General features: G+C 68.0%; 12 protein-coding genes. 9 read left to right on the top strand and 3 right to left on the bottom strand.

Annotated features, from left to right (window positions below):
• The first annotated feature begins 17 nt into the window (after window positions 1-17).
• Window positions 18-593: a sigma-70 family RNA polymerase sigma factor gene (locus EXE63_RS08530; protein ID WP_168141588.1), complete on the top strand. Its 576-nt coding sequence runs from the start codon at window positions 18-20 to the stop codon at window positions 591-593.
• Window positions 586-1,806, top strand: coding sequence for an anti-sigma-D factor RsdA (locus EXE63_RS08525; protein ID WP_168141587.1), 1,221 nt, complete (start codon window positions 586-588; stop codon window positions 1,804-1,806). The genes EXE63_RS08530 and EXE63_RS08525 overlap by 8 nt, the downstream gene beginning before the upstream one ends.
• A 7-nt stretch (window positions 1,807-1,813) precedes the next feature.
• Here the strand turns inward: EXE63_RS08525 and EXE63_RS08520 are convergent, their stop codons facing one another.
• The gene (locus EXE63_RS08520) at window positions 1,814-2,218 is read right to left on the bottom strand and encodes a DUF5319 domain-containing protein (RefSeq protein WP_168141586.1); all 405 of its coding nucleotides are present in this window, start codon (window positions 2,216-2,218) and stop codon (window positions 1,814-1,816) included.
• Window positions 2,219-2,386: 168 nt separating this feature from the next.
• On the opposite strand from EXE63_RS08520, the gene guaB reads away from it, so the two are divergent.
• The 3 genes from guaB to EXE63_RS08505 all read left to right on the top strand — a co-directional run bounded on the left by guaB (window position 2,387) and on the right by EXE63_RS08505 (window position 6,901).
• On the top strand, window positions 2,387-3,928 hold the full coding sequence (gene guaB, locus EXE63_RS08515; protein ID WP_168141585.1) for an IMP dehydrogenase: 1,542 nt from the start codon (window positions 2,387-2,389) through the stop codon (window positions 3,926-3,928).
• A 24-nt stretch (window positions 3,929-3,952) separates the two neighbouring features.
• A complete protein-coding gene (locus EXE63_RS08510) occupies window positions 3,953-5,089 on the top strand; it encodes a GuaB3 family IMP dehydrogenase-related protein (protein WP_168141584.1) in 1,137 nt (378 codons plus the stop codon).
• A gap of 69 nt (window positions 5,090-5,158) precedes the next feature.
• Complete coding sequence (locus EXE63_RS08505; protein ID WP_168141583.1) at window positions 5,159-6,901, top strand: FAD-dependent oxidoreductase; 1,743 nt, start codon at window positions 5,159-5,161, stop codon at window positions 6,899-6,901.
• Between the two features lie 68 nt (window positions 6,902-6,969).
• Here the strand turns inward: EXE63_RS08505 and EXE63_RS08500 are convergent, their stop codons facing one another.
• Window positions 6,970-8,415 (bottom strand): catalase, encoded by a 1,446-nt coding sequence (locus tag EXE63_RS08500; RefSeq protein ID WP_168141582.1) that lies wholly within the window; start codon window positions 8,413-8,415, stop codon window positions 6,970-6,972.
• 195 nt (window positions 8,416-8,610) lie between these two features.
• Between EXE63_RS08500 and EXE63_RS08495 the strand changes: the two genes are divergently transcribed.
• The 4 genes from EXE63_RS08495 to guaA are packed head-to-tail and all read left to right on the top strand — an operon-like array spanning window position 8,611 to window position 13,292.
• Entirely contained in the window at window positions 8,611-9,867 is a 1,257-nt protein-coding gene (locus tag EXE63_RS08495) for a GTP cyclohydrolase II (RefSeq protein WP_210000384.1), read from the top strand.
• On the top strand, window positions 9,864-11,066 hold the full coding sequence (locus EXE63_RS08490; RefSeq protein ID WP_168141581.1) for a URC4/urg3 family protein: 1,203 nt from the start codon (window positions 9,864-9,866) through the stop codon (window positions 11,064-11,066). Before EXE63_RS08495 ends, EXE63_RS08490 begins: the two co-directional genes overlap by 4 nt.
• 14 nt (window positions 11,067-11,080) lie before the next feature.
• Entirely contained in the window at window positions 11,081-11,716 is a 636-nt protein-coding gene (upp, locus tag EXE63_RS08485; protein WP_168141580.1) for a uracil phosphoribosyltransferase, read from the top strand.
• A gap of 16 nt (window positions 11,717-11,732) precedes the next feature.
• A complete protein-coding gene (gene guaA, locus EXE63_RS08480) occupies window positions 11,733-13,292 on the top strand; it encodes a glutamine-hydrolyzing GMP synthase (protein WP_168141579.1) in 1,560 nt (519 codons plus the stop codon).
• A gap of 214 nt (window positions 13,293-13,506) precedes the next feature.
• Here the strand turns inward: guaA and EXE63_RS08475 are convergent, their stop codons facing one another.
• Window positions 13,507-14,415 (bottom strand): MerR family transcriptional regulator, encoded by a 909-nt coding sequence (locus tag EXE63_RS08475; RefSeq protein ID WP_168141578.1) that lies wholly within the window; start codon window positions 14,413-14,415, stop codon window positions 13,507-13,509.

Here is a 14,415-nt window from a genome sequence, read left to right as displayed (position 1 = left end):
TGGAGAGATCAACCACGATGACCATTTCGGGAGAACGTCTCGATGATGTCGTCGCCGATGCTGTGGCGGGAGATCGTGACGCTCTTCGGGTGGTCTTGGAGACCATCCGCCCGATCATCGTCCGGTACTGCCGGGCACGGATCGGGTCAGCTGAACGAAGTGGTCTGTCCGCAGACGACATTGCGCAGGAGGTGTGCTTGGCCGCCATCACGGCGTTGCCGCGCTACAAGGATCAGGGGCGTCCGTTCCTGGCCTTTGTGTACGGCATTGCGGCGCACAAGCTTGCCGACGCTCACCGGGCGTCGGCGCGCAACCGCGCCGAGCCCACCGAAAACGTGCCGGAGCGGTTCTCCGGTGAGGCCGGCCCCGAACAGCTGGCACTCGACGCCGATGCGTCGGCCCGGATGGAGCGACTGTTGTCGATCCTCCCGGACAAGCAGCGCGAGATTCTCATCCTGCGCGTCGTCGTCGGGATGAGCGCAGAGGAAACCGCGGAAGCGGTCGGAAGTACACCTGGCGCGGTGCGGGTTGCCCAGCACCGAGCCCTGGCACGACTCAAGTCACAGATCACAACGGGAGGTGAGCATGCCTGATTTCGGTCGATGGACCGCCAACGGCGGTGATCCCTCCCTCAACGACATCAACCGCGCCGACAAGTTCCTGGACGCGCTGGCCTCCGAACAGCCGGTGTTCTCCACCGACCGCGGCGACGCCGACCTCGCGTTCCTGCTCTCGGGATGGCGCGATGAGGTGCGCCAGGTCCCGATGGATCATGTGGTGACTCCCGCCGAGGCCACTGCCGCACTGGTCGATGCCACCGCCGGGCCATCCCGGCGCAACCGGCTCTCGCTTGCTGTCGTCGGTTCGGCGGCCGCCGCCGTGCTCTGCCTCGGCGGCTTCGGGACCGCCGTCTTCGCGGCCGCGCCCGGTGACGGGCTCTACGGCGTGCGCAGCATGCTCTTCGGCGACGAGCGGGCCACCCGCGATGACGCGGTGGTGCTGGCCGCGCAGACCGAGCTCGCCCAGGTGCAGCAACTGGTGGACGAGGGCCAGTGGGACCAGGCGCAGGACAAGCTGGCCGCGCTGTCGGCGACGGTACAGAGCGTCGACCGGGTCGAACAGAAGCAAGAGCTGATCCAGCAGTGGAATGCGTTGACCTACAAGGTCGTTGAGCAGGATCCGGCCGCGACGCTGCCCCCCGCGGGTGAGCCGCTGCCGCAGCTGCCGGCCTCACCGCTGACGCTGCTGCCGATGCCGGTGATCGAGGATTCCGTCACGGTCACCACCACCCCGGGCCCCGAGGTGCTCTCGACGACGGGACCGTCGGAGACCACCGCAGCTGAGACGACCACATCCGAGACCGCGACCTCGGAGACCACCGGCTCGGAGACCACCACGTCGACCAGTCCGGTCACCGAGACCTCGACATCGCCGACCTCGAGTTCGCAGACGTCGACGTCGGAAACGACCACGACCCAGCCGACGACCACGACGGCACCGACGACCACGGCACCGTCGAGCACCACCACGACGGCACCGACGACCACGACAACGGTGACCACGACCACCGCGCCGACCACCACGACCACCACGACGGTGACGCAGTCCACATCAGTGGCTCCGCCGCGGGCCGAGGCGCCGTCCTCGGCGCCGGCAGCGCCGCCGAGCACTCAGGCACCGGTGGTGCAGGAGGCTCCGGTGGTGGAGCAGCCGGTCCTCGAGGAGCCGGTGCAGACCGCGGATGAGCCGGCCGCGACGGTGCCGACCGTCACCACGACGACGACACCGCCGTCAAGCGGAGAATGAGCGCAGATCAGCGGTAGCCGTCGGGCTCCGACGTGGCCTCGTTGAGTGAGGCGTCGGCGTACCCGCGGCAGTAATCCCAGGTCACGTAGGCATCGGGCTCGGGATCGTAGGCCGGCTCATGCGGGCGGACCGTACCGTCGACGAGCAGCTGCAGCAGGTTCGCGCGCAGCATGTCCCAATCGTGATAGTGGTCCTGCTGGCATTCGTCGCAGCACACCACGAGGCCGCGGATTCCCCTGTGCGCCAACAACGCCTCATATACCGCCAGGTCAGCCAGGTCCGCTTCCACGGCACTGCGTTCCTGCGCATCGAGTGGCAGGCCAGGCTCGATCGCGTCGAGAGCCGCCGATGGATCGGACGGGTCATCGGCGAAGGGGTCGGGTGGCAGGCCAGGCGGGAGGTCATCTCGCACGGATCTAGCCTACGCAGCCCCGCTGCTTTCGCGCCACCGGTTCACCCCGCGCGCCGCCCGCACGTGCCGAACTCCGGACCCACCTCGCGGCGTGGCCGCGAGCGTCGAGGTCAGTGCCGATAGAATGGCCTCTTAGATTCGCGACTGTTGCTAGTGGAGGCTCCACCCATGTCGATCGCTGAAAGCAGCGTCCCGCTCGCCATCCCGGTACCCACCGGCGGTGATGATCCGACCAAGATCGCGATGCTCGGGCTGACCTTCGACGATGTCCTGCTGCTGCCGGCCGCGTCGGACGTGGTGCCCGCCAACGTCGACACGTCCAGCCAGCTCACCAAACGGATCCGGCTGCGGGTGCCGCTGGTCAGTTCGGCGATGGACACCGTCACCGAGTCGCGGATGGCCATCGCGATGGCCCGGGCCGGCGGGATGGGCGTACTGCACCGCAACCTGTCGGTCGCCGAGCAGGCCGGTCAGGTCGAGACCGTGAAGCGGTCCGAGGCCGGCATGGTGACCGATCCGGTGACCTGCTCTCCCGAGCACACGCTGGCCGAGGTCGACGCCATGTGCGCGCGGTTCCGGATCTCCGGGCTGCCCGTGGTGGACGCGGCCGGTGCGCTCGTGGGCATCATCACCAACCGTGACATGCGCTTCGAGGTGGACCAGTCCAGGCCGGTCTCCGAGGTGATGACCAAGGCCCCGCTGATCACCGCGCAGGCCGGCGTCTCGGCCGAAGCGGCCCTGGGGCTGCTGCGCAGGCACAAGATCGAGAAGCTGCCCATCGTCGACGGTCACGGCAAGCTCACCGGACTGATCACCGTCAAGGATTTCGTCAAGACCGAGCAGTTCCCGTTGTCCACGAAGGACAGCGACGGACGCCTGTTGGTCGGGGCGGCCGTCGGTATCGGCGATGACGCCTGGACCCGGGCGATGACGTTGGCGGACGCCGGCGTGGACGTGCTCATCGTCGACACCGCACACGCCCACAACCGGCTGGTGCTCGACATGGTGAGCCGGCTGAAGGCAGCCGTCGGCGATCGCGTCGATGTGGTGGGCGGCAATGTCGCCACCCGGGCGGCCGCCGCAGCGCTCGTCGATGCGGGAGCCGACGCCGTCAAGGTCGGCGTGGGCCCCGGTTCCATCTGCACCACCCGCGTCGTCGCCGGTGTCGGCGCCCCGCAGATCACCGCCATCCTGGAGGCTGTCGCCGCCTGCTCGCGCAAGGGGGTCCCGGTGATCGCCGATGGTGGCCTGCAGTACTCCGGCGATATCGCCAAGGCACTGGCCGCCGGCGCCTCGACCGCCATGCTCGGCTCGCTGCTGGCCGGCACGGCCGAGTCGCCCGGCGAGCTGATCTTCGTCAACGGCAAGCAGTTCAAGAGCTACCGCGGCATGGGGTCGCTGGGTGCCATGCAGGGCCGCGGCGCCGCCAAGAGCTACTCCAAGGACCGCTACTTCCAGGACGATGTGCTCTCCGAGGACAAGCTGGTGCCCGAGGGCATCGAGGGCCGGGTGCCGTTCCGCGGGCCGCTGTCCACGGTGATCCACCAGCTGACCGGCGGTCTGCGTGCCGCGATGGGCTACACCGGCTCGGACACCATCGAGCATCTGCAGCAGGCGCAGTTCGTGCAGATCACCGCCGCGGGCTTGAAGGAAAGCCACCCGCACGACGTCGCCATGACCGTCGAAGCCCCGAACTACTACGCCCGTTAAAGCCCGAAAGGGGCTACATCACACATGCGTGACATGGTTGAAATCGGCATGGGCAGAACAGCTCGCCGCACCTATGAGCTCGACGACATCAACATCGTCCCGGCCCGCCGGACCCGGTCCTCGAAGGACGTCTCGACGGCCTGGCAGCTGGATGCCTACCGCTTCGAGATCCCGGTGCTCGCGCATCCCACCGACGCCCTGGTGTCGGTGGAGTTCGCCATCGAGATGGGCAGGCTCGGCGGACTCGGTGTGCTCAACGGTGAAGGGCTGATCGGCCGCCATGCCGATGTCGAGGCCAAGATCGCTGCGGTCATCGAGACCGCGGCCACCTCGGATGACGAGTCGGCGCCGATCCGGATGCTGCAGCAGTTGCACGCCGCGCCGCTGGTCCCCGAACTGCTGGGTGCCGCCGTCGCCCGGATCCGGGAAGCCGGTGTCACCACCGCCGTGCGGGTGAGCCCGCAGAACGCCGCCGCGCTGACCCCGGCGCTGGTGGCCGCGGGTATCGACCTGCTGGTCATCCAGGGCACTCTGATCTCCGCCGAGCGGGTGGCCAACGACGGTGAACCACTGAACCTGAAAACCTTCATCTCCGAACTGGACGTCCCCGTGGTGGCCGGCGGTGTGCTCGATCACCGCACCGCCCTGCACCTGATGCGTACCGGCGCGGCCGGCGTCATCGTCGGCTACGGCTCCACGTCCGGGGTGACCACCTCCGATGAGGTGCTGGGCATCAGCGTGCCGATGGCCACCGCGATCGCCGATGCGGCCGCCGCGCGGCGGGAGTACCTCGACGAGACCGGCGGCCGGTACGTGCATGTGCTCGCCGACGGTGACATCCAGACCTCCGGCGATCTGGCCAAGGCGATCGCCTGCGGTGCCGACGCCGTGGTGTTGGGCCCGCCGCTGTCGGTGGCCGCCGAGGCACAGGGCGACGGCTGGTTCTGGCCGTCGGCCGCGGCACACCCGTCGTTGCCGCGCGGTGCGCTGCTGCAGGTGGCGCTCGGTGAGCGTCCGTCGCTTGAGCAGGTGCTCAACGGCCCGTCGGACGATCCGTTCGGCTCGCTGAACCTGGTGGGCGGCCTGCGCCGGTCGATGGCCAAGGCCGGCTACTGCGACCTCAAGGAATTCCAGAAGGTCGGGCTGACCGTCGGGTCCTGATCAGCCAATCTTTACAAGTTAGGCCCTCCTGTCTAGAAAGTTACCTGCCGGTAGGGCCATACTGTTCTGATGCAGCCTGACTACGACGTCTTGATCATCGGCTCGGGATTCGGCGGTAGCGTCAGCGCCCTGCGGCTCACCGAAAAGGGCTACCGCGTAGGGGTGCTGGAGGCCGGACGAAGGTTTGCCGACGACGAGTTCGCGAAGACCTCGTGGAACCTGCGCAAGTTCCTGTGGGCCCCGCAGTTCGGGATGTACGGCATCCAGCGCATCCACCTGCTGCGCAACTGCATGATCCTGGCCGGTGCCGGGGTCGGCGGCGGTTCGCTGAACTACGCCAACACCCTCTACGTGCCGCCGGAGCCGTTCTTCGCCGATGCCCAGTGGAAGGACATCACCGACTGGCGCGAAGAGCTCATGCCGCACTACGACCAGGCCAAGCGGATGCTCGGGGTCGTCACCAATCCCACCTTCACCGATGCCGACCGGATCATGAAGGAGGTCGCCGAGGACATGGGCGTGGGGCACACCTTCGTCCCCACTCCCGTCGGCGTCTTCTTCGGCGAAGACGGTGCCAAGACGCCCGGCAAGACCGTCCCCGACCCGTACTTCGGCGGCGCAGGCCCGGCTCGCACCGGATGCATCGAATGCGGTGAGTGCATGACGGGCTGCCGGCACGGCGCCAAGAACACCCTGCTGAAGAACTACCTGGGTCTGGCGGAATCCGCTGGCGCACACGTCCATCCGCTCACCTCCGTGCGGGAGTTCGAGCAGCGCCCCGATGGTGTGTGGGAAGTGCAGACGGTGCGCACCGGCGGGAAACTGCGCCGCCGCAAGAAGACCTTCACCGCCAACCACCTGATCCTGGCCGCCGGCACCTACGGCACCCAGAAGCTGCTGTTCCGGATGCGGGATCACGGCAAGCTGCCCGGCCTGTCGGACCGCCTGGGCGTGCTGACCCGCACCAACTCCGAGTCCATCGTCGGCGCGGGACGGCTCACCGTCGGGGACGACCTCAACCTCACCCAGGGGGTCGCGATCACCTCGTCGATCCACCCGACCAGTGACACCCACGTCGAACCGTGCCGCTACGGCAAGGGATCCAACGCGATGGGCCTGCTGCAGACCCTGATGACCGACGGCACCGGGCCCGAGGGCACCGACGTGCCGCGCTGGAAACAACTCGTCCAGACCGCCAGGGCCGACCGGCGCGGAACGCTGCGGCTGCTCAACCCGCGCCGCTGGAGCGAACGGACCATGATCGCGCTCGTCATGCAGCACCTGGACAACTCGATCACGACGTTCACCCGCAAGACCTGGTTCGGCTACCGGATGCTGGACAGCAAGCAGGGCCACGGCCTGCCCAACCCGTCCTGGATCCCGGCCGGCAACGAGGTCACCCGCCGCATCGCCGAGAAGATCGACGGAGTGGCCGGCGGCACCTGGGGCGAACTGTTCAACATCCCGCTCACCGCACACTTCCTGGGTGGCGCGGCCATCGGCGACAGCGTCGAGACCGGCGTCATCGACCCCTACCAGCGGGTGTATCGCTACCCGACGCTGTATGTGGCCGACGGAGCGTCGATCTCGGCCAACCTCGGGGTCAACCCGTCGCTGTCGATCACCGCGCAGGCGGAGCGGGCCGCGGCGCTGTGGCCGAACAAGGGTGAAGCCGATCTGCGTCCGGCCCAGGGTGAGCCCTACCGCCGACTGGACCCGATCGCGCCGGTGCGCCCGGTGGTACCCGCCGAGGCGCCCGCCGCGCTGCGCAGGCTGCCGATCGAGCCGGTCAGCACGCCCCGGGTGAGCTGACCCGCGACGGTGCACTCAGAGCGTGATATCGGCGATTTTCACGATCTGAGTGCACCACCGCATGCGAGCTAGCTGACCTCGGCGGCGACTCTGTCGCCGAGATCCTTGTCCACATTGCGCCAGTATTCGAAGGCGCGCGCCAACACGGCATCGGACACCCCGTCGGAGAGGTGACCGGCAATGTTGGAGACCAGCCGGTCACGCGCCGCGTCGTCGAGCACGTCGCGCACCAGCGTGCCCGCCTGACCCCAGTCGTCATCCTCGGCGTGCAGCGAGTACGCCGACCGCACCATGTCGCCGTCGGCATGCCACAGCGGCTCGCCGGTGCGCGACGGGTCGGCCTTCGGCCCGCCGTAGGAGTTCGGTGCGTACACCGGGTCGGTGACGTTGGTGACCCGCATCGCCCCGTCCTTCGAGTAGCTGTTGACCTCGGTTTTCGGGGTGTTCACCGGGATCTGGCGATAGTTCACCCCGAGCCGGGCGCGGTGCGCGTCGGAGTAGGAGAAGTCACGCGCCAGCAGCATCTTGTCCGGGCTCAGCCCGGTACCCGGTACCGCGTTGTTCGGCTCGAACGCCGCCTGTTCCATCTCGGTGTGATGGTCGGTGACATTGCGGTCCAGCGTCAGCTTGCCGACATCGATCAGCGGGTAGTCGCTGTGCGGCCACACCTTCGTCAGGTCGAACGGATTGAACCGGTAGTTCTTGGCGTCCTCGAACGGCATGATCTGCATCTTCAACGTCCAGCTGGGGAACTCGCCGCGCTCGATCGAGTCGAACAGGTCGCGTTGGTGAGCGTCACCGTCCTGGCCGGCCATCTGATCGCCCTCGTCCTGGGTGAGGAACTCGATTCCTTGGTCGGACTTGAAGTGGTACTTCACCCAGAAGATCTCGCCGGCGTTGTTGATCCAGCTGTAGGTGTGGCTGGAGTAGCCGTTCATGTGCCGCCAGGTGCGGGGGATGCCCCGGTCACCCATCAGCCAGGTCACCTGATGTGCGGACTCCGGGGACAACGTCCAGAAGTCCCACTGCATATCGTGATCGCGCAGGTTGTTGGCGGACCGGCGCTTCTGGGACCGGATGAAATGCTGGAACTTCATCGGATCGCGGATGAAGAACACCGGGGTGTTGTTGCCGACCATGTCGAAGTTGCCGTCGGGCGTATAGAACTTGGTGGCGAACCCGCGGGGATCGCGCCAGGTGTCCGGGCTGCCGCGCTCACCGGCGACGGTCGAGAACCTGGTCAGCGTCTCGGTCTTGGCTCCGGGCTGCAGGAAGGCAGCCTTGGTGTAGGCGCTGACGTCATGGGTCACCTCGAAATGGCCGAACGCGCCGCCGCCCTTGGCGTGTGGCTGCCGCTCCGGGATCCGTTCCCGGTTGAAGTTGGCCATCTGCTCGATCAGGTAGTGATCCTGCAGCAGGATGGGGCCGTCGGGGCCGATGGTCAGGGAGTGCTCATCGCTGTAGACCGGGATACCTGTGTCGGTGGTGGTCGGTTTGGGCTGTGAATTTGTCACACTGTGCTCCTTTCGTGCCTGCGGGCAGGCCGCAGCGAGCGTATACCCCGGCGCGTGAGTTTCGACACCTCGGTCCGAAAAGTGTTCTGAGACTGTGCCATTCGTATGCCCGGTGCGGTGCGGACCACGCTGATACGATGCGGGTGACAATGCAGTCGTCCGAGGTGTTGCGCGATCGTGTGTGAGGAGGGCGGCGTGGGGACTGGTACAGATCGCACCGGCGCGCGTCATATCCGGCTGACGTCGCACAGCGCGGGCGCCACCGCGCCGGCCATCCGGTGGGGCGCGGCCACCCCGGCAGAGCGCGCCCCGGTGGTCGGCACCACCGGCACCCGGGCGCATCGCAACGTGATCGGCACCCACAGTGGCTCCTACGGCGTCTACCGTGCGCTGGCGGTGGCCGCCGGCGCACTGTCGCCACAACACCGCGCCGACCTCACGAACACCGCCCCGACCGATGTGATCGGCCCTTACCCGCAGTGGCAGGACCCGGCCGCCATCGTCAGCCTCGACCCGTGGGGTGCCGCCGTCGCCGATGTCTTCGCCGCCGAACTCGAGGCCGGCCAGGACATCCGGCCGACCATCGCCGTGACGAAGGCGCACGTGATGTTGCCGGAGGTCACGGTGGCGATGCAGCAGGGCCGGCTGCGGCCCGACGGCCGGGTGCTGATGCCCGGCGGCGCCGCAGTGGTGACCAAGGTCGCCGTCGAACCGGTCTGGTACCTACCCGGTGTCGCCGCACGGTTCGGCTGCACCGAATCCGCGCTCCGCCGGGCGCTGTTCGAGGAGACCGGCGGCATGTACCCCGAACTCGTCACCCGCGGTGATCTCGAGGTGTTCCTGCCGCCGATCGGTGGGCAGACCGTCTACATCTTCGGTGACCCAAGGGATCTCGCCGATCCGGATGTGGAGTTGACCGCACGCGTGCACGACGAGTGCAACGGCTCGGACGTGTTCGGCTCCGATATCTGCACGTGCCGCCCGTATCTGACCCACGCGATCGAGGAGTGTATCGCCGGCACCCAGCGCGGCGGTGTCGGATTGGTGGCCTACTCCCGCAAGGAGGGCCGTGCGCTCGGTGAGGTCACCAAGTTCCTGGTGTACAACGCGCGTAAGCGCCAGATTGGCGGCGATACCGCCGACCAGTACTTCGCGCGAACCGAATGTGTTGCAGGCGTGCAGGATATGCGTTTCCAGGAGCTGATGCCCGATGTGCTGCACTGGCTGGGCGTCACCCGCATCCATCGGTTGGTGTCGATGAGCAACATGAAATACGACGCCATCACCGGATCGGGCATCACCGTCGGCGAGCGGGTCAACATCCCCGATGACCTCATTCCCGCGGACGCCCGGGTCGAGATGGACGCCAAGATGGCCGCCGGCTACTTCACCCCGGGACCGGTCCCCGACGCCGACGACCTGAAGAACACGGTGGGCCGGGGTCTGGTGTGAACCCCGCGGCGACACTGCGCAGCACCGCCGAGATCCGGACCCGTTCGCAATTCCTGCTGAGCCGGGCGCGTGCCGGCGACTCGGCGTGGTTCACGGTCCACGACGACGCCATGGGCGCCGCTGCCGCCGAGGTGGCCGACAGCACCGCGGCGCGGTTTCCCGATCTCGTCATCCCGTTTCACAGCCGGTGGCGGCATTTCGAGGCCGGTGGCGTGGACCGCACGCTGGACCTCGACGGACTGGACGGCCCGGGGCGTGCCCGGGCGATGATCGACCTGACCGTGGTCAGCGTGCTGCTCGACGCCGGTGCCGGTCCGGACTGGAGCTACCGGGAAGCCGATACCGGCCTGGCACTCACCCGCTCCGAGGGTTTGGGAGTGGCGAGTTGGCACGCGTTCACCGCGGGCACCTTCTCCTCGGACCCGGCGCGCCCGCTGCAGGCCGATGCCGCGGGGCTGAGCGGCCTGGACGCCGGCACCTTGGCGACGGCATTTCAGCTGGGCCCGGACAACCCGCTCGTCGGCTTCGACGGCCGGGTCGACCTGCTGCGCCGGCTCGGTGCCGCCATGGCCGATCAGCCGGCCGCTTTCGGCACCCCGGGCCGCCCGGGGGGATTGTTCGATCTACTGGTTCCCGATCCGGCAACGCCGACGGTGGCCGCGCACGACATCCTGTCCGCGCTGCTGTCCACGATGTCGCGAATCTGGCTTGCCGACAATGTGCTGGACGGTGAACCGCTCGGTGACTGCTGGCGGCACGGTGCGGTGCCGGGCGCCGGAGCCACCGCGGGCTGGGTGCCGTTCCACAAGCTCTCCCAGTGGCTGACATATTCACTGCTGGAGCCGTTCGGCTGGGCCGGAGCGCCGGTGACCGGCCTCGACGCGCTGACCGGGCTCCCCGAATACCGCAACGGCGGTCTGTTCCTGGACACCGGTGTGCTGGCGCTGCGCGATCCCGGCTGGGCCGCGCGCGGGTGGACGCCCGCCGACGAGCTGGTGGTGGAATGGCGCGCGCTCACCGTCGCGCTGCTCGACGAGCTCGCCGGCCTGGTGCGGGATCGCCTCGGCGTCACCGCTGAGCAACTTCCGCTGGCCTGCGTCCTCGAAGGCGGCAGCTGGGCGGCCGGACGGGCCCTGGCCCAGCAGTTGCGCGGCGGACTGCCACCGCTCACCGTCATCAGCGACGGCACCGTCTTCTGAGGAAAGGATCGTCGATGACCCCACCGTCTGCGGTGCATGTGATCGAGCACCCGCTGGTCACCCACAAGCTGAACACGCTGCGCCGCAAGGACGTATCCACCAACAGCTTCCGGCGTCTGGTCAGCGAGGTGTCGGCCTTGATGGCCTACGAGGTACTGCGCGATATCCCGCTGCACGAAGAGCAGATCGAGACGCCGCTGGAGACCATGACCGCCAAGGTCATCGACGGTAAGAAGCTGGTCTTCGTGTCCATCCTGCGCGCCGGCGGCGGCATTCTGGACGGCATGCTGAGCCTGGTGCCCAGCGCCCGGGTCGGGCATATCGGGCTGTATCGCGACCCCAAGACGCATATCGCGGTCGAGTACTACTTCAAGGTGCCCAACGATCTGCACGAACGCGATGTCGTGGTGGTGGATCCGATGCTGGCCACCGGCCACACCGCGATCGCCGCGATCGACCGGCTCAAGGAGCACCATCCGCGGTCCATCAAGTTCGTCTGCCTGCTGAGCTGTCCGGAAGGGCTGGCGACCCTGCACGAGGCCCACCCCGACATCCCGGTCTACACCGCCGCCATCGACCGCCAACTCGACGAACACGGCTATATCGTCCCCGGTCTCGGCGACGCCGGGGACCGGCTGTTCGGCACCTGACCACTACACTGTCCGGGTGGAAGCAGCCCCGACCCGCCCCGTTCTCGTCATCGATTTCGGCGCGCAGTACGCCCAGTTGATCGCGCGTCGCGTCCGCGAGGCGCGGGTGTTCTCCGAGGTCATCCCGCACACCGCGACGGTCGAGGAGATCAAGGCCCGCGATCCGCAGGCCATCGTGCTCTCCGGCGGCCCGGCCAGCGTGTACGCCGACGGTGCGCCGCGGCTGGATCCGGCGTTGTTCGATCTCGACGTCCCGGTGTTCGGTATCTGCTACGGCTTTCAGGCGATGGCACAGGCGCTCGGCGGCACGGTCGCCCGCACCGGCACCAGTGAGTACGGCCGCACCGAAATGAATGTCACTGGTGGCCAGCTACATTCGGATCTCCCCGACAATCAGCCGGTGTGGATGAGCCATGGTGACGCGGTCACCGAAGCCCCCGAGGGCTTCGAGGTGGTGGCCGTCAGCTCCGGCGCGCCGGTGGCGGCCTTCGAGAACCGGGCCCGGCGACTCGCCGGGGTGCAGTACCACCCCGAGGTCCTGCATTCCCCGCACGGCCAGCAGGTGCTGAGCCGCTTCCTGCACGAGTTCGCCGGGATCGGACCTGCCTGGACTCCGGCGAATATCGCCGAGCAGCTGATCGCGCAGGTCCGCGACCAGATCGGCGACGGCCAGGCGATCTGCGGGCTGTCCGGCGGAGTGGACTCCGCGGTCGCCGCGGCGCTGGTACAGCGTGCCATCGGCGACCGGCTGACCTGTGTGTTCGTCGATCACGGGCTGTTGCGCGCCGGCGAACGTGCCCAGGTGCAGCGCGACTTCGTCGCGGCCACCGGCGCCAAGCTGATCACCGTCGATGTCGCCGACCGCTTCCTGGAGGCGCTGTCCGGGGTGACCAACCCAGAGGGCAAGCGCAAGATCATCGGGCGGGAATTCATCCGTGCCTTCGAGGGCGCGGTCCGGGATGTGGTCGAGGGCGGAGGGCCCGAGGTCGACTTCCTGGTGCAGGGCACCCTGTACCCGGATGTCGTGGAGTCCGGCGGCGGTGCGGGCACCGCGAACATCAAGAGCCACCACAATGTGGGCGGACTGCCCGACGACCTGAAGTTCAAGCTCGTCGAACCGCTGCGCCTGCTGTTCAAGGACGAGGTGCGCGCGGTCGGACGCGAACTCGGCCTGCCCGAGGAAATCGTTGGCCGCCAACCATTCCCGGGTCCCGGGCTGGGTATCCGCATCGTCGGCGAGGTGACTGCGTCCCGGCTGGACACGCTGCGCCGCGCCGACTCGATCGCCCGCGAGGAACTCACGTCGGCGGGGCTGGATCAGCAGATCTGGCAGTGCCCGGTGGTGTTGCTGGCCGATGTGCGCTCGGTGGGCGTGCAGGGCGACGGGCGTACCTACGGCCACCCGATCGTGCTGCGACCGGTGTCCAGCGAGGACGCCATGACCGCGGACTGGACCCGGGTGCCTTATGAAGTCCTGGAACGGATCTCGACCCGGATCACAAATGAGGTGCCCGAGGTCAACCGGGTGGTGCTGGACGTGACGAGCAAGCCGCCCGGCACCATCGAGTGGGAGTGACCCGCCTGCGCTGGACCCGTTTCTACCTGGCTTCAGTCTCGTGAGGCGGACCGTCACGAGACTGAAGCCAGGTACGTGATCGGGCCGTAGGACGTACGTCAGTACAGCTGCGGGCCCGCCGGGCGCGTTCCGGCTGAAGTTTCGTAGATCCGATCGTCGACCGAAGGCACGCCTGGCGCACCGGCGACCATGAGCTGCTGGTCACGCGCTGAAATCAGGTGTCCGGTTCGGTTTCCTTGTCGATCAGTTCGCCGAGAATCTGACCGACCGCCGACTCGATGGTCGACTCGATCGAGAACGCCAGTGTCGAGGAGACCGCCGAGACGGCCTGGGTGCGGAAGCGCACCAGCATCGTGAGCAGTTCGGCGATCTCGGTGTCGGGCGGCAGCGCGGCACCGGGGTTGATGCGGTGCAGCGCCTCCTCGATCCCCGCCTGCACCAGCAGGCCGCTGATCTGATCGACCAGCGGCGCGATCTGCTCGTGCAGGCCGATGAGCTTGTCGGTGGCGACCCCGTACTGCCGGATCTCGTTGAACGCCTCGATCAGCTTGGGGCGCACGACGACCGCTTCACCATCCTCGAGCTTGATGACGCCCAAACCGAGCATGCGGTCGAACCCCGGGTCGTCGTCGACCAGTCGCTTGGCCTCGGCGACGCTCATCCGTTCGGGCTTCTCGGTCGACCAGCTCCCGGCGATCGCGGATTCCAGACCGAGCAGCTCACCGACACCCTTGCCCTGTTCCCAGGCCGAGAGCATCTCGTGCACGTGGGCGATGTTGTAGCCGCGGTCAAGCAGTGAGGTGATCAGCCGCAGCCGGGTCAGGTGGGTGTCGTTGAACAAAGCGATACGGCCCACCCGCAGCGGGGGATGCAACAGACCACGATCCCGGTAGACCCGGATGTTGCGGGTGGTGGTTCCGGCCAGCTGCGCCAGCTCATCGATCCGGTACTCGCCCGAGGCGGCGACACCGTGCGGTTGCACCGCCGCGTCGAAGAGCTGGGTGACCGCGTTCTCGATGACGTCACGCGAGCTGCGCCGGATCTGGCGGGGGGCCCGGCGCAGTCCGGTGAGGATCGTCGAGATCGCGCCGGCCGACTGCCGGGGCTGCTTGGGCGTTCCCAT

This window comes from Mycolicibacterium frederiksbergense (assembly GCF_012223425.1).
GTDB classification, from domain to species: Bacteria; Actinomycetota; Actinomycetes; order Mycobacteriales; family Mycobacteriaceae; genus Mycobacterium; species Mycobacterium frederiksbergense.
Note: the sequence above shows the minus strand (reverse complement) of the source record. Positions and strands in the feature narration are given on the sequence as shown.